This is a genomic window from Kribbella endophytica, from assembly GCF_054781295.1.
Genome location: NZ_BAAGUR010000003.1, coordinates 893,239 through 911,599, shown reverse-complemented (window position 1 = coordinate 911,599; position 18,361 = coordinate 893,239). Strand labels below are relative to the sequence as shown.

The 18,361-nt window shown below is 69.2% G+C and carries 19 protein-coding genes; 11 read left to right on the top strand and 8 right to left on the bottom strand.

From position 1 onward, the window contains the following. Window positions 1-12 precede the first annotated feature (12 nt). The 4 genes from ACYVIO_RS30690 to ACYVIO_RS30675 all read right to left on the bottom strand — a co-directional run bounded on the left by ACYVIO_RS30690 (window position 13) and on the right by ACYVIO_RS30675 (window position 3,079). Window positions 13-1,023, bottom strand: coding sequence for a LacI family DNA-binding transcriptional regulator (locus ACYVIO_RS30690; protein WP_460654405.1), 1,011 nt, complete (start codon window positions 1,021-1,023; stop codon window positions 13-15). 110 nt (window positions 1,024-1,133) lie between these two features. Further along, window positions 1,134-1,307, bottom strand: a complete 174-nt coding sequence (locus ACYVIO_RS30685; RefSeq protein WP_460654404.1) for a hypothetical protein — start codon at window positions 1,305-1,307, stop codon at window positions 1,134-1,136. A gap of 84 nt (window positions 1,308-1,391) precedes the next feature. Further along, window positions 1,392-2,186 carry an LLM class flavin-dependent oxidoreductase gene (locus ACYVIO_RS30680; RefSeq protein ID WP_460654403.1) on the bottom strand — a complete coding sequence of 265 codons (795 nt, stop codon included), beginning with the start codon at window positions 2,184-2,186 and terminating at the stop codon, window positions 1,392-1,394. 152 nt (window positions 2,187-2,338) lie between these two features. Beyond that, the gene (locus tag ACYVIO_RS30675; RefSeq protein WP_460654402.1) at window positions 2,339-3,079 is read right to left on the bottom strand and encodes an SDR family NAD(P)-dependent oxidoreductase; all 741 of its coding nucleotides are present in this window, start codon (window positions 3,077-3,079) and stop codon (window positions 2,339-2,341) included. Between the two features lie 198 nt (window positions 3,080-3,277). Between ACYVIO_RS30675 and ACYVIO_RS30670 the strand changes: the two genes are divergently transcribed. From ACYVIO_RS30670 to ACYVIO_RS30660, 3 genes are read left to right on the top strand one after another with little or no spacing between them, the layout of a single operon-like run. Further along, a complete protein-coding gene (locus tag ACYVIO_RS30670) occupies window positions 3,278-4,726 on the top strand; it encodes an AlkA N-terminal domain-containing protein (RefSeq protein ID WP_460654401.1) in 1,449 nt (482 codons plus the stop codon). A gap of 1 nt (window position 4,727) precedes the next feature. Further along, window positions 4,728-5,267 carry a GNAT family N-acetyltransferase gene (locus ACYVIO_RS30665; protein ID WP_460654400.1) on the top strand — a complete coding sequence of 180 codons (540 nt, stop codon included), beginning with the start codon at window positions 4,728-4,730 and terminating at the stop codon, window positions 5,265-5,267. Window position 5,268: 1 nt separating this feature from the next. After that, window positions 5,269-5,754: a methylated-DNA--[protein]-cysteine S-methyltransferase gene (locus ACYVIO_RS30660; protein WP_460654399.1), complete on the top strand. Its 486-nt coding sequence runs from the start codon at window positions 5,269-5,271 to the stop codon at window positions 5,752-5,754. Here ACYVIO_RS30660 and ACYVIO_RS30655 read toward each other — a convergent pair. Next, entirely contained in the window at window positions 5,751-6,410 is a 660-nt protein-coding gene (locus ACYVIO_RS30655) for a hypothetical protein (RefSeq protein WP_460654398.1), read from the bottom strand. The genes ACYVIO_RS30660 and ACYVIO_RS30655 overlap by 4 nt on opposite strands. Window positions 6,411-6,508: 98 nt before the next feature. On the opposite strand from ACYVIO_RS30655, the gene ACYVIO_RS30650 reads away from it, so the two are divergent. Then, on the top strand, window positions 6,509-7,105 hold the full coding sequence (locus ACYVIO_RS30650) for a YdeI/OmpD-associated family protein (RefSeq protein ID WP_460654397.1): 597 nt from the start codon (window positions 6,509-6,511) through the stop codon (window positions 7,103-7,105). On the opposite strand, the gene ACYVIO_RS30645 is transcribed toward ACYVIO_RS30650, so the two are convergent. Together ACYVIO_RS30645 and ACYVIO_RS30640 are read right to left on the bottom strand one after the other, a co-directional pair. After that, a complete protein-coding gene (locus ACYVIO_RS30645; protein WP_460654396.1) occupies window positions 7,106-8,332 on the bottom strand; it encodes a cation:proton antiporter in 1,227 nt (408 codons plus the stop codon). Between the two features lie 10 nt (window positions 8,333-8,342). After that, the gene (locus ACYVIO_RS30640; RefSeq protein ID WP_460654395.1) at window positions 8,343-8,825 is read right to left on the bottom strand and encodes a cation:proton antiporter regulatory subunit; all 483 of its coding nucleotides are present in this window, start codon (window positions 8,823-8,825) and stop codon (window positions 8,343-8,345) included. Between the two features lie 145 nt (window positions 8,826-8,970). Here ACYVIO_RS30640 and ACYVIO_RS30635 point away from each other — a divergent pair, with 145 nt between their 5' ends. The 6 genes from ACYVIO_RS30635 to ACYVIO_RS30610 all read left to right on the top strand — a co-directional run bounded on the left by ACYVIO_RS30635 (window position 8,971) and on the right by ACYVIO_RS30610 (window position 16,417). After that, window positions 8,971-9,516 carry a PadR family transcriptional regulator gene (locus tag ACYVIO_RS30635; RefSeq protein WP_460654394.1) on the top strand — a complete coding sequence of 182 codons (546 nt, stop codon included), beginning with the start codon at window positions 8,971-8,973 and terminating at the stop codon, window positions 9,514-9,516. Next, window positions 9,513-11,615 (top strand): 2,4-dienoyl-CoA reductase FMN-binding domain-containing protein, encoded by a 2,103-nt coding sequence (locus tag ACYVIO_RS30630; protein ID WP_460654393.1) that lies wholly within the window; start codon window positions 9,513-9,515, stop codon window positions 11,613-11,615. The genes ACYVIO_RS30635 and ACYVIO_RS30630 overlap by 4 nt, the downstream gene beginning before the upstream one ends. Before the next feature lie 113 nt (window positions 11,616-11,728). Further along, window positions 11,729-12,442: a hypothetical protein gene (locus tag ACYVIO_RS30625; protein ID WP_460654392.1), complete on the top strand. Its 714-nt coding sequence runs from the start codon at window positions 11,729-11,731 to the stop codon at window positions 12,440-12,442. An 87-nt stretch (window positions 12,443-12,529) separates the two neighbouring features. Then, a complete protein-coding gene (locus tag ACYVIO_RS30620; protein WP_460654391.1) occupies window positions 12,530-13,351 on the top strand; it encodes an ABC transporter ATP-binding protein in 822 nt (273 codons plus the stop codon). A gap of 7 nt (window positions 13,352-13,358) precedes the next feature. Next, window positions 13,359-14,330 (top strand): ABC transporter substrate-binding protein, encoded by a 972-nt coding sequence (locus ACYVIO_RS30615; protein ID WP_460654390.1) that lies wholly within the window; start codon window positions 13,359-13,361, stop codon window positions 14,328-14,330. After that, window positions 14,327-16,417 carry an iron ABC transporter permease gene (locus ACYVIO_RS30610; protein ID WP_460654389.1) on the top strand — a complete coding sequence of 697 codons (2,091 nt, stop codon included), beginning with the start codon at window positions 14,327-14,329 and terminating at the stop codon, window positions 16,415-16,417. Before ACYVIO_RS30615 ends, ACYVIO_RS30610 begins: the two co-directional genes overlap by 4 nt. Before the next feature lie 355 nt (window positions 16,418-16,772). On the opposite strand, the gene ACYVIO_RS30605 is transcribed toward ACYVIO_RS30610, so the two are convergent. Continuing rightward, window positions 16,773-17,480 (bottom strand): alpha/beta fold hydrolase, encoded by a 708-nt coding sequence (locus tag ACYVIO_RS30605; RefSeq protein WP_460654388.1) that lies wholly within the window; start codon window positions 17,478-17,480, stop codon window positions 16,773-16,775. 77 nt (window positions 17,481-17,557) lie between these two features. Here ACYVIO_RS30605 and ACYVIO_RS30600 point away from each other — a divergent pair, with 77 nt between their 5' ends. After that, complete coding sequence (locus tag ACYVIO_RS30600; RefSeq protein ID WP_460654387.1) at window positions 17,558-18,358, top strand: helix-turn-helix domain-containing protein; 801 nt, start codon at window positions 17,558-17,560, stop codon at window positions 18,356-18,358. The last annotated feature ends 3 nt before the right edge of the window (window positions 18,359-18,361 follow it).

Genomic DNA, 18,361 nt, shown 5'->3' with positions numbered 1-18,361 from the left:
CGCGCCGCGTCATCAGCCGGGGGCTGAGCTGCCCCTGACGATCAGTTCGGGTTGCAGCAGGCGCTCGGTCGGCTCCTCGGAGTCGGCCGGGCCGGTCAGGATGTTGATCAGTTCGTTGGCGATCAGGTCGATCGGCTGGCGCAACGTCGTCAGCGCGGGGGAGACGACCGACGCCAACGGCGAGTCGTCAAAACCAGTGAGCGCGACATCGGTCCCGGCGGCCAGCCCACGCCGGTTCAGTTCACGCAACGCACCGAGCGCCAGTACGTCGCTCAAGGCAACAATCGCGTCGACAGGTTCGGATGCGTCGAGCAACGAAGCGGCACCACGCGCGCCTTCGTCGAAGGTGTCCTCCATGCAGTGCACCGCGAGCCCGTCCACCGGCAGCCCCAGCTCGACGCAGGCATCACGCCAGCCGGCGAGCCGGTCCTCCGCCAGCCCCGACGTCCGCGGCCACCCGAGGAACCCGATCCGCCGCCGCCCACCGTCGTACAGGTGCCGCGTCGCCATCGCACACCCACCGGCACCGTCGACATCGACGTACGGCCCAGGCTGCGTGGACTCCTTCCACACCCGCCCGAACGACACGAACGGAATCCGCTGGTCCTTCAACCACCCGTGCCGCGGATCGTGCGTCTCGGTCTGCGACAGCACGAACCCGTCCACCAGCCGCCGCGCGTGCAGGTCGTCGTACACCGACATCCCGTCCGCGCCGGCAGGTGCCGTGAACAACAAAATGTGCCGCCCGGTCGTCTCCGCCGCCGCACACAAGGCGTGCAGGAACTGGTCCATCACCAGATGAGCCTGCCCACCGTGCCAGCTCGGCACGCAGTACCCGATCAACTCGACAGCACTCGTCCGCAACGATCGGGCGTTACGATTGGGACGGTAGTTGAGCAGTTCGATCGACCGGGTCACCCGCTCGAGAGTGTCCGGCCGCAACCGGTGCGGAGCGTTCAACGCATTGGAAACGGTCTGCACGGAAACGTCGGCGTGCGCCGCGACCTGCTTGAGCGTAGCCACCAGGACCCCCTCACCAGCCGACCGTTTGAACGTTAAAATTCCCCCGCAGTCTCACCCGCCCGAACCTGCGTTGTCAACAGTCCGCCGACCCCCTCGCTCTCGGTAACGGCCTACAGGAAGCGCGCCGGATCAAGGTCCCGCCGCTCGCAGACGAGCGGGCCGATCCGCTCGAGCAGGTCACCCAGGACCTCCTGCAAACTGCGCGATCCGTCGATGGTGACCTCGCCGTCGACGCCCAGCAGATCGAGATGGTGATACCACTCGCGGAGCTTGCCGGCGGGCACTGTTATCGGCTTGAGCTCGTGACGGCGGAGTTGCCTCGGATGATGATCAGGTCGGGGCCCGTCGAGGTCGGGTGGTTCGGCATGTCAGAGCTTTGGTGGGCCGGCTCGGAGGATCTGCTCGGCGTCGGCGCGAGGGCCGGGGGCGATCCAGCGGCCCCACCAGGTGGCGCCGGCTTCGGCGAACTCCTGTGGATCGCCGCCGCTGACCTTGATGTCGAAGTCGTTGCCTCGTTCGGCTCTCAGTGCTCGGACGTCCTCGGGAAGGATCGGGAGCGACGCCGTGGTCGGGCCTTTGTAGGCGCAGGAGCCGTCCCATCGCAGGATTCTTCGGCGTACGGCGGGGACGAGCAGGTTGCCGCCGATCCAGATCGGGATCCTCGGCTGCTGGAGCGGGCGCGCGGTCAGTTGGGCGCCGTCGAGTTGATAGTGCTTCCCCTGGTGATGAACAGCCTCACCGGACCACAGCGCGTCGATCACCTGCAGGCCTTCGTCGAGCATCTCCGCCAGCACGCGCGGATCGGTCGTTTCGCCAACCCCGCCGAGGAACGGATCCGCAGGATCCCCGATCCCGACGCCAAGAATCATCCGCCCACCCGACAGGTGATCCAACGCCACCGCCTCAGCCGCAACCTTCCACGGCCGCCGGCGAGGGAGCGGCGTCACCGTCGTCCCCAACCGCACCCGGCTCGTCGCACAAGCCATCGCCGCCAGACAGATCCACGGGTCGTACGTCGGAAGCGAGACATCCCCCTGATAGGCGAGGTAGTCCTCCAAAAACACCCCGTCCCACCCCGCGTCCTCGGCAATCCGGGCGAGATCCGCCAGCCCACGCGGATCCCGCCCGTCCCCCACAGCCCCAAAAGTCACCGAGAACTTCATCCGGTCACGCTAAATGGCCCCACCGACATACCCCGCCAGTGTCACCACCAGGGACTGGGGGAGGGGGAGGGCGGCGGCCCCCGACGGCAGGCTTCGCCGCCGGCTGCACGCTCCGCGGCAGGCTCCGCCCGGCGTCCCGCACAGTCTGCGGCTCAGGCCGCGTGGCCGCCGTCGATCGTCAGTTCCGTCCCCGTGATGTATCCCGCGGTCGGCCCGGCCAGGTAGACGATCAGGCCCGCGACCTCCTCCGGCGTGCCAAAACGCGGCAGCGCCAGCGCACCGCGCTGGGCCTCGGCGTACGGGCCGTCGGCCGGGTTCATCGCCGTGTCCGTCGGGCCGGGCTGTACGACGTTCGACGTGATCCCTCGCGGACCGAGGTCTCGCGCCAGCCCCTTGCTGAGACCGACCACCGCCGACTTGCTCAGCGCGTACAGCGTCATCCCCGGCCCGGCGTTCCGCTCGGCGATCGTGCTGCCGACGTGGATCATCCGCCCACCGTCCGACAACCGCGCAGCAGCAGCCCGCGCGGCGACGTACACCCCGCGCACGTTCACCGAAAGAACCCGATCGAGCTCCTCCAAGGCGACGTCCGAGATGAAACCGCTCGTACCGACGCCCGCGTTGTTCACCAGCACGTCGAGCCCGCCCAACGCGTCGACCGCCCGCGCGACCGTCTCCTCGACAGCAGCCGCATCGGCAGCGTCAGCCTGGAACGCGAACCCCCGCCGCCCAGCCGCCTCGATCTGCTTCACCACGCGGGCCGCGTCCTCAGCCGCGCTCTGGTACGTGATCGCCACATCGGCGCCGGCCACAGCCAGCGCGATCGCGGAGGCGGCGCCGATCCCACGGCTCCCACCGGTCACCAGCGCCCGCTTGCCCACAAGCTCGTTCATCATCATCAACTTCCTGGTTGTCCGTCGCTACCCCTCCACTTCAGCCGCCGCGGCCCCCGGAAGCTGGCGGTTTCGCGCCGCCGGATCCTGCCGTCGTTTTCCCGCTACCGGACCCTCCACCTTGATGGCGTAAAACCGCTAGGAGATGGTGGCGCCACCAGGGATGCTGGGGAGGTGTACGAATGTGTCGAGCGGTGCGTGCGAGCGGTCCAGTCCAAGGACGCGCGGTTCGACGGGTGGTTCTTCACCGCCGTCCTGACCACGAAGATCTACTGCCGCCCGAGCTGCCCGGTGGTTCCGCCCAAGGTGCAGAACATGCGGTTCTACCCGAGCGCCGCCGCGGCCCAGCAGGCCGGCTTCCGCGCCTGCAAGCGCTGCCGCCCCGACGCCAGCCCGGGCTCCCCGGAGTGGAACGACCGCGCCGACCTGGTCGCCCGCGCGATGCGCTTGATCAGCGACGGCGTCGTCGACCGCGACGGCGTACCGGGCCTCGCGACCCAACTCGGGTACAGCGTCCGCCAGGTCCAGCGCCAGCTCCAGGCCGAGCTCGGCGCCGGCCCGCTCGCCCTCGCGCGGGCCCAGCGCGCGCAGACCGCGCGGATGCTGATCGAGACCAGCGACCTGCAGATGGCCGACGTCGCGTTCGCCTCCGGGTTCTCCAGCGTGCGCACGTTCAACGAGACCGTGCAGGAGGTCTTCGCGCTCTCACCGAGCGAGCTGCGCGGCCGGGCCAAGCGCGGCTCACACCCGACAGCCCCGGGCACGATCTCGCTGCGCCTCCCGTTCCGCGCGCCGCTCACTCCGGACAACCTGTTCGGCCACCTGATCGCCACCGGCGTACCGGGTGTCGAGGAGTGGTACGGCGGCGCCTACCGTCGCACCCTGCGACTCCCGCACGGACACGGCGTCGTCTCGCTCCGCCCGATGCCCGATCACATCGCCTGTCAGTTGTCGCTGACCGACCAGCGCGATCTCGCGATCGCGATCAGCCGCTGCCGCCGCATGCTCGACCTGGACGCCGACCCGATCGCGGTCGACGAACTGCTCGCCGAGGATCCGTTCCTCGCGCCGCTCATCGCGAAGGCGCCCGGCCGGCGCGTGCCGCGGACCGTCGACGGCGAGGAGTTCGCCGTACGGGCTGTGCTCGGTCAGCAGGTGTCGACGGCCGCTGCTCGGACGCACGCGAGCCGTCTCGTCCAGGCGTACGGCGAACCGATCGACGACCCGGCCGGCGGGCTCACGCACTTGTTCCCGACGATGCAGGCACTGGCCGGGCTCGATCCGGAGACTCTGGCGTTCCCGAAGTCCCGCCGTACGACGTTGACCACGCTGATCGCGACCCTCGCCGCCGGCGAGATCGACCTCGGCGCCGGCAGCGACTGGGACGAGGCCCGCGCACAGCTCGCCGCGCTGCCCGGGATCGGCCCGTGGACGGTCGAGTCGATCGCGATGCGCGCGCTCGGTGACCCGGACGCCTTCGTGGCCAGCGATCTGGGCATCCGGTACGCCGCCCGCGACCTCGGGTTGCCCGAGGCCCCCAAACCGCTGATCGAGCACGCCCGGGCCTGGCGCCCCTGGCGTGCGTACGCCGTCCAGTACCTGTGGGCGACGGGCGACCATGCCATCAACAAGATTCCGACGGAGTGAGATGACCGAGACCCTGAAGACCGACCGGCTCCTGCTCAGGCCCTTCCGTGACGCCGACCGGGAGCCGTTCGCCGCGCTGAACGCCGACCCGGTGGTGATGGAGCACTTCCCGGCGCCGGCGACCCGCGAGGCGAGCGACGAACTGGTCGACCGGATCATGAAGCAGTACGACGCCTGGGGCTTCTGCCTGTGGGCCGTGGAGATCCAGGAGACCGGGCAGTTCATCGGCTTCACCGGGCTGTCGCGGCCGTCGTTCGACGCGCACTTCATGCCCGCCGTCGAGATCGGCTGGCGGCTGTCGAAGGATGCCTGGGGCAACGGTTATGCACCCGAGGCGGCACGGGCCGCGCTGGACCACGGCTTCGGCCCGGCCGGGCTGGACGAGATCGTCTCGTTCACCGCGACGACCAACCTGCCGTCCCAGCGCGTGATGCAGAAGATCGGCATGACCCACGACGAGCCCGGCGACTTCGACCACCCGCGCCTGCCCGACGGCCACCGGCTGCAGCGGCACGTCCTCTACCGCATCACCAAGCCCTGACATGCCGTACGCCGTACTCGAGAGCCCGATCGGCGACCTCACCCTCGTCGGCACGCCCGACGACGAACTGGCCGGTCTCTACATGGAGCAGCATCGCCACCGGCCTCCTATCGAGACCTTTGGAACCCGCGACGACTCGATCCTCCCCAAGGTCGTGCACCAGCTGGCCGAGTACTTCGCCGGCGACCGCACCACCTTCGACGTCCCGCTCGCTCCCGCCGGAACGCCTTTCCAGCAAGAGGTCTGGACCGGGCTGCTCGACATCCCGTACGGCACCACCACGACGTACGGCGAACTGGCCGTTGCCCTGGGCAAGCCGCTGACGGCTTCGAGGGCAGTCGGCCTCGCCAACGGCAAGAACCCGATCAGCATCATCGTCCCCTGCCACCGAGTCATCGGCGCGTCCGGCAGCCTCACCGGGTACGGCGGTGGCCTGACCCGCAAACAGCAACTCCTCGACCTAGAACGCGGCGACGCCTTGTTCTAGGCCCAGGACTCGCTGAACAACAGGGTCCCCTCGGGGACGGCGACCTCCTCGACCATCGCCTCGGCGGAGAAGTCGTCGTCCGCGCTGGCGTCGTCGCCGTCGTCCTCGTCGCCCGGAGGCGCGTAGTCCTCCGGTTCGACGTAGAGGCGGGTCGCCGCCAGCAGACCGGTCCCCGGCAGTTCCAGCCACGGCTCACCCGCCTCGTGCAGCAACGCGTAGACCGCCTGCGCCTCGTCGCCGATCGCGACGAGCGCGTCCGCCTCGCTCTCCTCCGGCTGAAGCCGCCGATGCGCCGCGCGGCCGGCGTTCAGCAATTCGGCGGTGTCGCGGACCCCGAGATCGACCCGAGTGATCAGCGACAGTACGGCGACAGGTCCGTCGTCCTCCGGCTCGTCGTCGAGGTCGTCGTCCTCGTCGTACCCGCCGGACGACACCACGGTCCCGGTGTGGTCGAGCACGGCGTCGTCCCAGGCGCCGAGCAGCTTCCCGAGGGCTTCGTTCTCGGTGAACAGGTCCTCGCTCTCGGCGCTGCCGCCGCGCAGACCGACCAGCACCTCGGCATGGGCGCGCAGGCCCTCGATCAACTCGTCGGTGCGCAGGCGGAGTGCCGCGCGGCTCTCGTCGGAGTACTGCTCGATGTCCGGTGTCTCGTCCATGCCGCGATCATCCTCCGAAGTCCGTCGGATAAGTGCTCATTGGGTGAGCACTTATCTGCGGGAGAGTGGGATCAACGGCGAGGGAGAGGACCCCGGAGATGAACAGCACGATGGCGAAGGTGGACATGTCGGACGAGCTGGCGGTGCGGCTGGCGGACGTGGACGAGTGGCGGAGCTGGCTCTCGGACCACGGGCAGAGCGAGCGGGCCGTCTGGCTCGTGGTCGGCCGAGGCGCCGAGGACGTGGTGGATTACGTGGCGGCCGTCGAGCACGCGTTGTGCTTCGGGTGGGTGGACAGCAAGACGATCAAGCGCGACGACACCACGACGTACCAGTGCTTCACCCCGCGGAACCCGCGCAGCACGTGGAGCAAGGTGAACCGCGAGCGCGTCGCCCGGCTCACGGCGGAAGGCCTGATGGCGCCGGCGGGTGCCGCGGTGATCGAGCGGGCGAAGACGACCGGCGTGTGGGACGTGCTCGCCGAGGCGCAGAACCTGGTCGTCCCGGCCGACCTCCAGACGGAGCTCGACCGGAACGAGCAAGCGGGCACGCACTTCGCGAAGTTCCCGCCGTCGTCCAAGCGCCTGATCCTCGAGTGGATCGCGCTCGCCAAGCGCCCCGAGACGCGCGCCCGGCGCATCCAGCAGACGGTCGAGCTCGCCGAGGTCAACCAGCGCGCCAACCACCCGCGGTGATCAGCTCCCGGTGTTGGCCGGGTCGTCCAGGCGCTCCTCGGCAGGTCCACCAGCGGGGATCGCCGGCGGGGCAGGCGTGGTCTTCCGCAGGCCGGACAGCTTCTTCGCGACCGGCTCCGTGTACCGCGCGGCGATCGGCCCGAGGATCACCAGGATCAGCACGTACGCCGTCGCCAGCGGCCCAAGCCGAGGCTCGACCCCGACCGCCAACCCCGCGATCACGATCGAGAACTCCCCACGCGCGACCAACGTCCCGCCCGCTCGCCAACGCCCAGCTGGCTTGATTCCCGCGCGCCTCGCGGCGTACCAGCCGGTCAGAACCTTCGTCAGCCCGGTGAACACCGCGAGCGCCAGCGCGACACCCAGCACCGGCGGGATGTCCGCCGGATCCGTGCTCAACCCGAAGAACACGAAGAACACCGCCGCGAACAGGTCCCGCAGCGGGCTCAGCAGGTTCCGCGCACCGTGCGCGACCTCGCCCGAGAGCGCGATCCCGACCAGGAACGCCCCGACCGCCGCCGACACCTGCAGCTTCGCCGCGATGCCCGCGACGAGCAGCGTCAGACCCAGTACGACGAGCAGCAGCATCTCCGGGTTGTCGGACGAGACCGCCCGGCTGATCACCCGCCCGTACCGCAGCGCGACGAACAGCACGATGCTCACCGTGCCCAGCGAGATCAGCAGCGTGATGCTCCCACCGGCCAGTCCGACGCCGGCCAGCAGCGCGGTCAGGATCGGCAGGTAGACGGCCATCGACAGGTCCTCGAGCACCAGGATCCCGAGGATCACCGGCGTCTCGCGATTACCCAGCCGGCCCAGATCCCCGACCACCTTCGCGATCACGCCCGACGACGAGATCCAGGTGACACCGGCCAGCGCGACCGCGGCGACCGGACCCCAGCCGAGCATCAGCGCGACGGCTGCACCCGGCAAAGCGTTCAGAACGAAGTCGACGACGCCGGACAGGTACTGCGTCTTCAGCGTGCTGACCAGATCAGCCGCTGTGTACTCGAGCCCGAGCAGCAACAGCAGCAGGATCACGCCGATCTCGGCGCCGGTGGCAACGAACTCCTCGCTCGCGTCGAGCGGCAACAGCCCGCCGTGGCCGAACGCGAGCCCGGCCAGCAGGTACAGCGGGATCGGCGAGAAGCCGACCCGGCCGGCGATCCGGCCGAGGATGCCCAGGGCAAGGATCACCGCACCGAGCTCGATCAGCAGCATCGTCATGTCGTGCACATCAGCCTCCCGAGATCAGGTCGGCGACGGCGTCCACACCTTCGCGCGTACCGACCACGACGAGCGTGTCGCCGATCGTGAACCGGAAGTCTGGTGTCGGCGACGGCGTCGCGCCGGTCCGCCGGAGTACGGCCACGATCGAGGCGCCGGTCCGCGTCCGGGCCTGCGTGTCGCCGAGCGTCCGGCCCGAGTACGGCGAACGGCTGGTGATCGGGATCTGCTCGGTGACCAGGTCGATCTCGAGGTCGTTGCGCAGCGGGTCGATCGGCGTCGGGACCAGCAGCTGGGCCAGCGCGCCGGCCTCGGCCGGGTCCAGCGGGACCGAGTTCGTGCAGTTGTCGTCGTCCTCGGGATCGTGGAAACCCAGGAACCGGCGGCCGTCCTCGTGGACGACGATCGACACGTGCTTGCCGCCCTCGGTGACGAGGTCGTAGCGGGTGCCGATCCCGGGCAGCGTGGTCCGGGTCGGGTGGGCGTGGTCCATCAGCTAGTCCTTCGGCTCGAAAACAGCAATCAGTTGCAACAACCATTCTCCCGTACGGGGTGTTCCGCCGCTGTGACCTGTGCTGCAATCAGGTGCACTGCAACCAGTTGCATAGGTACGCTGACGGCATCAGGAGGTGGTCGCGATGGCGCTCGAGCACGCGCTGCTGGTCTCGCTCAGCGAGCGGGAGGGTTCTGGGTACGAGCTGGCCCGCCGGTTCGACCGGTCGATCGGGTTCTTCTGGGCGGCGACGCACCAGCAGATCTACCGGGTGCTGCGGCGGATGGAAGAGGCCGGCTGGGTCACCCACACCGACGTCGCGCAGGAGGGCCGGCCGGACAAGAAGGTCTACCGGGTCGCCGACGCGGGGGGCGCCGAGCTCACCCGCTGGCTGGCCGAGCCGATCGAACCGACCGTGCTGCGCGACGAGTTGGGCGTGAAGCTGCGCGGCGCGTCCCTCGGCGATCTCGACGCCGTACGACGTGAGGTCGAGCGCCACCGCGACGAGCACGCCGCGCGGCTCGCGGCGTACCAGGCGATCCAGCAGCGTGACTTCCCGAAGCCCTCGAAGCTGTCGGGACGCGAACTGCACCAGTACCTCGTGCTCCGCGGCGGAGTCCGCGCCGAGCAGTCGTTCACCGACTGGTGCGACGAGGTCCTCCAGGCCCTACGACCGGAAGGCCCCCGATGAACTCCGTGCCCTCGAACTCCTCCGTGCCCTCGACGGGTTCGCCGGACTCGGCCGGCCCGTCGCCCTCGGCGACCGGCGGTTCGCCGTACCCGACGCTGCTCGCGCCGCTCGACCTCGGGCACGTCACGCTGCCCAACCGCGTGATCATGGGCTCGATGCACACCGGTCTCGAGGACCGGGCGCGCGACCTGCCGAAGCTTGCGGCGTACTTCGCCGAACGCGCGCGCGGCGGCGTCGGCCTCATCGTCACCGGCGGCTACGCCCCGAACCGGACCGGCTGGCTCACGCCGTTCGGCTCCCGGCTGACCAATCGCCGGCAAGCGCGCCAGCACCGGATCGTCACCGACGCCGTGCACGCCGAGGGCGGCCGGATCGCGCTGCAGATCCTGCACGCCGGGCGCTACGCGTACCACCCGTTCAGCGTCTCCGCGTCCCGCCTGAAGGCCCCGATCAACCCGTTCCGCCCGCGCGCTCTGTCCGACCGAGGCGTCCGCAAACAGATCGACGCGTACGTCGACTGCGCCGCGCTCGCGCAGGAGGCCGGGTACGACGGCGTCGAGATCATGGGCTCCGAGGGCTACTTCATCAACCAGTTCCTTGCCGAGCGCACCAACCGGCGTACGGACCGATGGGGCGGTACGCCGGAGAACCGCCGCCGCCTCGCCGTCGAGATCGTCCGCCGGACACGGGAACGCGTCGGCCCGTCGTTCCTCATCATCTACCGCCTCTCGATGGCCGACCTCGTCGAAGGCGGCCAGACCTGGACCGAGGTCATTGCCCTAGGCAAGGAGATCGAAGCCGCCGGCGCGTCGATCATCAACACCGGCATCGGCTGGCACGAAGCCCGCGTCCCGACGATCGTCACGTCGGTCCCGCGCGCCGCCTTCACCTCCGTCACCGCCGCCTTCCGGCCGCACGTGAACATCCCGGTCGTCACCTCGAACCGGATCAACCTCCCGCAGGTCGCCGAGGAGGTCCTCGCCCGCGGCGACGCCGACCTGGTGAGCCTCGCCCGCCCGTTCCTCGCCGACCCGGATTGGGTGCTCAAGGCAACCGATGCCCGCGCCGACGAGATCAACGTCTGCATCGCCTGCAACCAGGCGTGCCTCGACCACGTCTTCGCCAAGAAGCCGGCCAGTTGCATGGTCAACCCCCGCGCCGCCCGCGAGACCGAATTGGTGTTGCTGCCAACCCGCCGTACGAAGAAGATCGCCGTCGTAGGCGCCGGCCCCGCCGGGCTGTCCGCTGCCGTCACCGCGGCCGAACGCGGGCACGCTGTCGAACTCTTCGAAGCCGACCACGAGATCGGCGGCCAGTTCGGAATCGCCCGCCGCATCCCCGGGAAGGAGGAGTTCGCCGAAACGATCCGCTACTACCGCCGCCGCCTCGACCTCACCGGCGTCAAACTCCACCTGGGCCACCGAGCGAGTGTCGAAGACCTTGCAGGCTTCGACGAGATCATCCTCGCCACCGGCGTGGTCCCGCGCATCCCGACCATCCCCGGCATCGACCACCCCAGCGTCCTCTCGTACGCCGAGCTGGTCCGCGAAGGCCGCCCTGTCGGCCGATCGGTAGCCGTCATAGGCGCCGGCGGCATCGGCGTAGACGTCACCGAATACCTCACCACCACCGATTCCCCCACCCTCGACCTGGCGCTGTGGAAATCCGAGTGGGGCGTAGGCAACCCAGTAGAAGACCGAGCCGGCCTCACCAAACCCCACCCCGACCCCTCCCCAAGAGAGGTCTACCTCCTCCAACGCAAGCCCGGCAAAATCGGCACCGGCCTAGGCAAAACCACCGGCTGGGTCCACCGAGCCGCCCTGAAGAACAAGCAGGTAGTCCAACTCCGAGCCGTCAACTACGAACGCATCGACGACGAAGGCCTCCACCTAACCTTCGGCCCCAAACGTGAGAACCCCCGCACTCTGGCAGTCGACAACGTCATCATCTGCGCCGGCCAAGAATCGGTGAACAACCTCGCCAACGACCTCCGCGCCCAAGGCCAATCCGTCCACGTAATCGGCGGCGCCGACGTAGCCGCCGAACTCGACGCCAAACGAGCGATCGAACAAGGCACCCGCCTGGCCGCCAAGCTGTAAGAGAGCAAAGAACAGAGAGGGTGCCCTGGTTGCTGCCGGCTTTTGGGTGACGGCTTGCTTTGGGCTGGGCTCAGACTCCGCCGACTGTCGGAGTCGCGTGGCAGGCTGCGCGGATGAGTTCAGCTACGGAGCCACCGGCCGAGGGTGCAGGCAAGCGGAAGAAGATCCGGACCGCCACCGAGGCTGCTCTCTGGGCTCTCAGCAATGGTCGCTGCTACGCGCCGGCATGCAGGTTGCCGGTCGTCCACGAGGTTCGTCCGGGTGTCTACGGCAAGAACGCCCAGATCGCCCACATCTACGGAGTCAGGCCACGCGGACCTCGCTACCGCCCCGACATCCCGGCTGAGATTCGTGACTCGTTCTCCAACCTCTTGTTGCTCTGCTATCCGCACCACACCGAGATCGACGGTGACGAGGACCGCTATCCACCGGATCTCCTGCGAGCGTGGAAGGTGGGACATGAGGACGCCGAGGTTGCCCCGCTGAACGGCCTTGTACTGCCAGACCCCGACGAGTGGATGGAGATCCTCACCCAGGTCGCGTCGCCGCCGCTGGACCGACTCGACGCCATCGCGGAGCGGTTGGAGAGGACCGGCGTCGCCAATCAAGAGACTGTCGATGAACTGAAGTACGTGCTGAGGACGTTGTCGACCTCCGAGGCCGGAGTGGATGTGCGCAGTGCGCAGGCTCTGCTGGCTGCGAGCGACATCCTCAGTTCCATGGATATCAACCGGAGCGCGATGGCACTCCTCGATGCTGCCGAGGTCCTGCCGGCCGTCTTGACCCGTATCGAAAAGGCGGCTCGGAGGCTCGGCGAATTCTCCTGACGGACCCGCCTGGAGCGCCGTTGTGTGAACGCCCGATCACCGTCTGCGAAGCTGACATGGTGGGTTAGGTAAGGCTATCCTGCGGCCATGCGAGAGTCGGTGGGGCTGACGGGCGCCGGGTTGCGGCTGGGGTACCACGGGCGGTTGGTGGTGGAGGACGCTGGGCTGGGGATCGAGCCGGCGGGGGTGACCGCGCTGGTGGGGCCCAACGGGAGTGGGAAGTCGACGCTGCTGCGGGCGATGGCTCGGTTGCACAGGCCGGATGCGGGGACCGTGCGGTTCGCCGACGGCGAGGACGCGCTCGCGCTGTCGCAGAAGGACTTCGCGCGGAAGGTGACGTTGCTCTCGCAGTCCCGGCCGACCCCGAACGGCGTGAGTGTGCGGGACGTCGTCGGCTACGGCCGGCACCCGTACCGCGGGCGCTGGCGCAACGACGACCCGGACGGCAATGCGGCGATCGAGCACGCGATGGACGTCACCGGCGTCACCTCGATGGCCGAGCGGGCCGTCGACGAACTCTCCGGTGGTGAGCTGCAGCGCGTCTGGCTCGCCACCTGTCTGGCGCAGGACACCGGCGTCCTGCTGCTCGACGAGCCGACCACCTTCCTCGACCTGCGCTACCAGATCGAGATCCTCGACCTGATGCGCGATCTCGCCGACGAGCACGGCGTGGCCGTCGGCGTCGTACTGCACGACCTGAACCAGGCGGCCGACGTGGCCGACCGGGTCGTTCTGCTCGACCAAGGGCGGGTCCGGGCGACCGGTACGCCGGCCGAGGTCCTGCAGTCGGACGCGTTGACCGAGACCTACGGGATCCGGATCGACGTCAGCACCGACCCGGTCACCGGGCGGATCAGCACCCAGCCGGTCGGCAGGCACCTGCACCGGCACATCCTTCAAGACATCTGAGGACCCGATGAGAAGAGTCACCGTCCTGGCCGCGAGCCTGCTGCTCGCGCTGACCGCGTGCGGCACCAGCGAGCCGACCGAGCCGCAGGCGAACGAGTCCGCCGCCGCCCAGCCGGTCTCCGTCACCGACGCCCGCAACAAGAAGGTCGACCTGCCCAAGCCCGCGGCCAAGGTCGTCGGCCTGGAGTGGGGCGTGGTCGAGAACCTGATCACCCTCGGCGTCCAGCCGGTCGGCGTCGCCGACGTGAAGGGCTACACCACCTGGGTGACCGCGGCGAAACTCGATGCCGGGGTCAAGGATGTCGGGACCCGCGGCGAGGCCAGCGTCGACGCGATCGTTGCCCTCAACCCCGATCTGATCATCACCACCACCGACGAGGCCGCGAACACGATCACGCAGCTGGAGAAGGCCGCGCCGGTTCTCGTCGTACGGGGTGCGGACGCGAAGAACGCGATCCCGCAGATGAAGAAGAACCTGGAGCTGGTCGGTGCCGCGATCGGCAAGGCCAAGGAGGCCACCGAGGCGAACGCCGCCTTCGACCAGGCGGTTGCCGACGGCAAGAAGAAGATCGCCGACGCGGGCAAGGCCGGCGAGGGCTTCACGATGGCAGACGGCTACAAGGAAGGCAGCACGATCTCGATCCGGATGTTCACCAGCGGCTCGCTGCTCGGTGCGGTCGCCGGCGAGCTCGGCCTGAAGAACAACTGGACCGGCGCGGGCGATCCCGACTACGGCCTGGCGCAGACCGACATCGAGGGTCTGACCAAGCTCGGCGACGGCAGCTTCCTGTACATCGCCTCGACGACCGACGGCGGTGACGTGTTCGGCGGCGACCTGTCGAAGAACGCGATCTGGAAGAACCTGCCGTTCGTGAAGGCGGGCAGCGTGCACCGCCTGTCCGACGGGATCTGGATGTTCGGCGGACCGAAGTCGACCGAGCAGTTCATCGACGCCACGGTGCAGGCAGTCACCTCTTGACCCAGCTCACCACCGAGCGGCCCCAGGTCGCCGAGGCCCTCCAGCCGGTACGACGGATCCGCGTCGCCGGGGTGTTCGTCATCGCCCTGGCCGCGGTCGTCGTACTGGCCGGCGTGCACCTGACGCAGGGGACTTCGTCGGTCGGCGCCGGGGACCTGCTCCGGCTGGTGATCGGTCAGGGCACCGACAACTCGGCCAACATCCTGGTCGCGTCGCGGTTGCCGCGACTGCTGGCCGGCGTACTGGTCGGCCTTGCGCTCGGCGTCGCCGGCGCGGGGCTGCAATCGCTCGCGCGCAACCCGCTCGCTTCGCCGGACACGCTCGGCGTCAACGCGGGTGCTTACTTGGCGGTCGTGATCGTCGCCGCGTTCGGCATCAACCTGCCGGTGCTGCCGGCGGGCGGTGTCGCGTTCGCGGGCGGGCTGGCGGCCGCCGTACTGGTGCTTGCTCTGTCTGCTGGTGGGACGTCTGGACCGACTCGGTTGATCCTCGCCGGGTCCGCAGTGGCGATGGCGTTGTCCGGGGTGACGACGTTGCTGATGCTGCTGCGGCGCGAGGAGACGGTCGGGACCTTCGCGTGGGGGAGTGGGACGCTTGTCCAGACCGATCTCGACGCGGTCGGCCAGATGGCGCCGATCGTCGCGGTCAGTCTGATCGCCGCGTTGTGGTTGGCGTCGCGGCTCGACATCCTGTCGCTGGGCGACGACACGGCATCGGTGTTGGGAGTGCGCGTACGGCGTACGCGGGTGCTCATCACGCTCGTCACGGTGATGTTGTCGGCGGCCGCTGTGACGGTGGCCGGCCCGGTTGGCTTTGTGGGACTGGTCGCGCCGGTGCTTGTGCGACTGGTGGCGCCGCTGGTGCCGGGGCTGATGCGGCACCGCGTACTGCTGCCGTTGTCCGGGCTGTCGGGGATCCTCGTGGTGCTCGCGGCGGACGTCGTACTGCGGGCTGTGCTCGGCGGGCAGGCCGGTGTGGAGATTCCGACCGGCATCATGACGATGCTCGTCGGCGCGATCGTGCTGGTGTGGCTCGCGCGGCGGTACCGCGACTCAGGCCCGAGCCGTACGCCGTCCGGCGCGTCCTCCGGGCTGCGCAGCCTGCGGACGTTCTGGATCGTCGTCGGTGTGTTGGCTGTGCTGCTCGTCGGCGCAGTGGTGTTCGCGATGCTCGCCGGGGATGCGTTCCTGCGGACCGGTGACATCGCGAACTGGATCAACGGGCGCTCCGGGCGGGCGATCACGTACGTCCTGGACCAGCGTTTCCCGCGGGTCTTGTCGGCCGTGCTCTGTGGTGCCGCACTCGCGATCGCTGGTGCGACCGTGCAGGCCGTCTGCCGCAATCCCCTTGCCGAGCCAGGGATTCTCGGCATCACCGGCGGTGCCGGCGTCGGCGCCGTCATCACCCTGATGCTCGTCCCGGCGGCCGGCATCTGGCTCCTGTCCGGCGTCGCCTCCGCGGCCGCGCTGGGCACCTTCGCGCTGGTCTACCTGGTCTCCTGGAGGGGTGGGCTCAGTTCCGACCGGCTGGTGCTGATCGGGGTCGGCGTCAGCTCGGCGACGACCGCGATCATCACCTTCGTCATCGTCTACACGAACCCGTGGAACATCACGATGGCGATGACCTGGCTCTCCGGCAGCACGTACGGACGCACGCTTCCGCAGGTCATCCCGGTCACCGCAGCCCTGCTCGTCCTCACCCCGGTCGTCGTCCTCGCCCGCCGCGAACTCGACCTGCTGTCCCTGGACGACGACGTCCCGAGAATCCTCGGCGTACGCCTCGAACGCACACGCCTGCTGGCGTTGGCAGCCTCCGCTTTGTTGACGTCAGCCGCCGTCTCAGCCATCGGCGTAGTCGGCTTCGTAGGCCTGGTCGCCCCCCACGCCGCCCGAGCCCTCGTCGGAGGCCGCCACTCCCGCCTCCTCCCAGTCGCAGCCTTCCTCGGCGCAGTCCTGGTCTCCGTAGCCGACAGCCTCGGCCGCACCCTGCTCGCGCCCGCGCAAATCCCCGCCGGCCTACTCACCGCCATGATCGGCGCCCCGTACTTCGTGTACCTGCTGTGGAGAACCCGCACCACCAAGCTCTGAACCTAGAGTGACGGCGTGGAGATGTCGTTGGTGGAGGCGTTAGGGCTGGTGGTTCGGGATCTGGCGGGTACGGGTGGGGTGACGCTGGAGTTGTTGGACGAGCCGGCGACTGACGACTCGGCGTACGAGTCCTTGTGGATGTTGTCGGCACCTCCGTCGCGGACTGGGTTGCTGGCTCCGCGGTGGATGGGGGACGCCGAGCGGGTGGTGCATGTGGCTGATCAGGTGCAGGAGTTCGTGCTTGAGGAACTGGGGCGGCTGGAGCTGCCGGTGACCTGGCCTGAGTGCTTGGAGCATCCGGGGTCGCATCCGTTGGGGGCTCGGCTTACGGACAGCGGGCCGGGGTGGGTGTGCCCTAAGTCAGGGCAGACGGTTGCTGCGATTGGTGGGCTGGTGCGTCGCTGAGTAGGAGGGCGGCGACGGCTTCGGGGGCCTCGTGCATTGCGTCGTGGGCGGTGGGGAGGTCGTGGACCTGCCACTCGGGATCTGCTTGGAGTCGGGTGCGGAGCTCGGCGAACGGGGTGCGGTCTTCCCAGCCCGAGCAGTAGACGAACTCCTTGCGGGGGACCTGGGCGAACTGGCCGGTGAGCCTGATCGATTGCAGGAACGCGGCCAGGGGATGGGGGCGGCGGCGGGGATCGCCGTTGCCGGGCGGCTGTACGGCGTAGCCGGTGGTTGCGGCGCCGGTGGCGAACACGTGCCGGAAGTGGTCGTTCGTCGACGACCAGCACGACTCGCCGTCGCGCGGGACGTAGGCGTCGAGGTGCACCAGTCGTGAGATCCGGCCGCCTGCTCGATCGGCGGCAGCGGCGATCACCATGCCGGCGTAGCTGTGGCCGACCAGCGTCACGTCGGTGAGTTGGTGGCGATCGAGGTGCCGCACCACGTCGTACGCGTGCGTGTCGAGGTTGGCGGTTGCCAGCGTCGCGTGGTCGTCGTCCGGCCGCAGGCCGGTCAGGGTCAGGGCGTGGACGTCGTGACCGGCACGTTCCAGCAGCGGGACCACCGTCTCGAACGACCAGGAGCCCTTCCAGGCTCCGGGTACGAGGACGAACGTCGTCATGCGTTTCTCCTTCTCTAGCTGTCGCATGAAGTCTCACCAAGCAGGGGTGTGGCTCGCTACCGCTAAAATGCCAACTGATGCCCGTTCCCCGCCAACCTCGTTCGACCGCCGGCGCGACGTCCCAGATCTGGCCCTCCGGCGGGCGACACCTGTGGCCGTCTGGTGGGACGAGCGCGGTGCAGTCGCACGCGCGAGGGCACCTGGTCTATGCGGCCGGCGGTGTCCTGGCGGTTCACACCGATCGCGGTACGTCGATCGTTCCCGCGAATCGGGTCGCGTGGACTCCCGCCGGGTTCACGCACTACCGCCGCTCGCACGGCGACACCGACATGCGGATCGTCTTTCTTCCGCCGTCCCTCGCGAAGCTCGTACCGGAGCATCCTGCGGTGTTCCAGACCTCCGGCCTCGCCCGCGAGGTGCTGCTCGCCCTGACCGGGCCCCGCAACTACGACAACGCCGTACCGGGCTACAGCCGTGCCGCGCGCTCTCGTCTGATGAGGGTCCTCGTCGACGAACTCCGCGAAGCACCCGAGCAGCCGCTGCACTTGCCGGAGCCGCACGACGACCGGCTGCAGGCGGTCGCGCGGATGCTGTACGAGACGCCGGCCGACAACTCCACGCTGGCGGAACTCGGGAAGACGATCGGAGCCAGCACCCGCACTCTCAGCCGGCTGTTCCGCGACGAGCTCGGCATGACGTTCTACGAGTGGCGCACGCAGCTACGCGTCTACCACGCGCTCGTGCTGCTCGCCGACGGCCACGACACCACGCACACCGCATCCGCCTGCGGATGGGCCAATCCCAGCAGCTTCATCGCGGCGTTCACCAGCATCATCGGTACGACGCCGGGGCGGTATCGAACCAGACCCCAACGCTGAGGT

Bases quoted from the DNA above. Each gene is read 5' to 3' on its own strand.
- ACYVIO_RS30660 (WP_460654399.1), top strand. From the start codon at position 5,269: ATGCCGTACGCCGTACTCGAGAGCCCGATCGGCGACCTCACCCTCGTC.
- ACYVIO_RS30600 (WP_460654387.1), top strand. From the start codon at position 17,558: ATGCCCGTTCCCCGCCAACCTCGTTCGACCGCCGGCGCGACGTCCCAG.
- ACYVIO_RS30635 (WP_460654394.1), top strand. From the start codon at position 8,971: ATGGCGCTCGAGCACGCGCTGCTGGTCTCGCTCAGCGAGCGGGAGGGT.
- ACYVIO_RS30675 (WP_460654402.1), bottom strand. From the start codon at position 3,079: ATGAACGAGCTTGTGGGCAAGCGGGCGCTGGTGACCGGTGGGAGCCGT.
- ACYVIO_RS30625 (WP_460654392.1), top strand. From the start codon at position 11,729: ATGAGTTCAGCTACGGAGCCACCGGCCGAGGGTGCAGGCAAGCGGAAG.
- ACYVIO_RS30680 (WP_460654403.1), bottom strand. From the start codon at position 2,186: ATGAAGTTCTCGGTGACTTTTGGGGCTGTGGGGGACGGGCGGGATCCG.
- ACYVIO_RS30650 (WP_460654397.1), top strand. From the start codon at position 6,509: ATGAACAGCACGATGGCGAAGGTGGACATGTCGGACGAGCTGGCGGTG.
- ACYVIO_RS30605 (WP_460654388.1), bottom strand. From the start codon at position 17,480: ATGACGACGTTCGTCCTCGTACCCGGAGCCTGGAAGGGCTCCTGGTCG.
- ACYVIO_RS30640 (WP_460654395.1), bottom strand. From the start codon at position 8,825: ATGGACCACGCCCACCCGACCCGGACCACGCTGCCCGGGATCGGCACC.
- ACYVIO_RS30620 (WP_460654391.1), top strand. From the start codon at position 12,530: ATGCGAGAGTCGGTGGGGCTGACGGGCGCCGGGTTGCGGCTGGGGTAC.
- ACYVIO_RS30645 (WP_460654396.1), bottom strand. From the start codon at position 8,332: ATGACGATGCTGCTGATCGAGCTCGGTGCGGTGATCCTTGCCCTGGGC.
- ACYVIO_RS30630 (WP_460654393.1), top strand. From the start codon at position 9,513: ATGAACTCCGTGCCCTCGAACTCCTCCGTGCCCTCGACGGGTTCGCCG.
- ACYVIO_RS30655 (WP_460654398.1), bottom strand. From the start codon at position 6,410: ATGGACGAGACACCGGACATCGAGCAGTACTCCGACGAGAGCCGCGCG.
- ACYVIO_RS30615 (WP_460654390.1), top strand. From the start codon at position 13,359: ATGAGAAGAGTCACCGTCCTGGCCGCGAGCCTGCTGCTCGCGCTGACC.
- ACYVIO_RS30665 (WP_460654400.1), top strand. From the start codon at position 4,728: ATGACCGAGACCCTGAAGACCGACCGGCTCCTGCTCAGGCCCTTCCGT.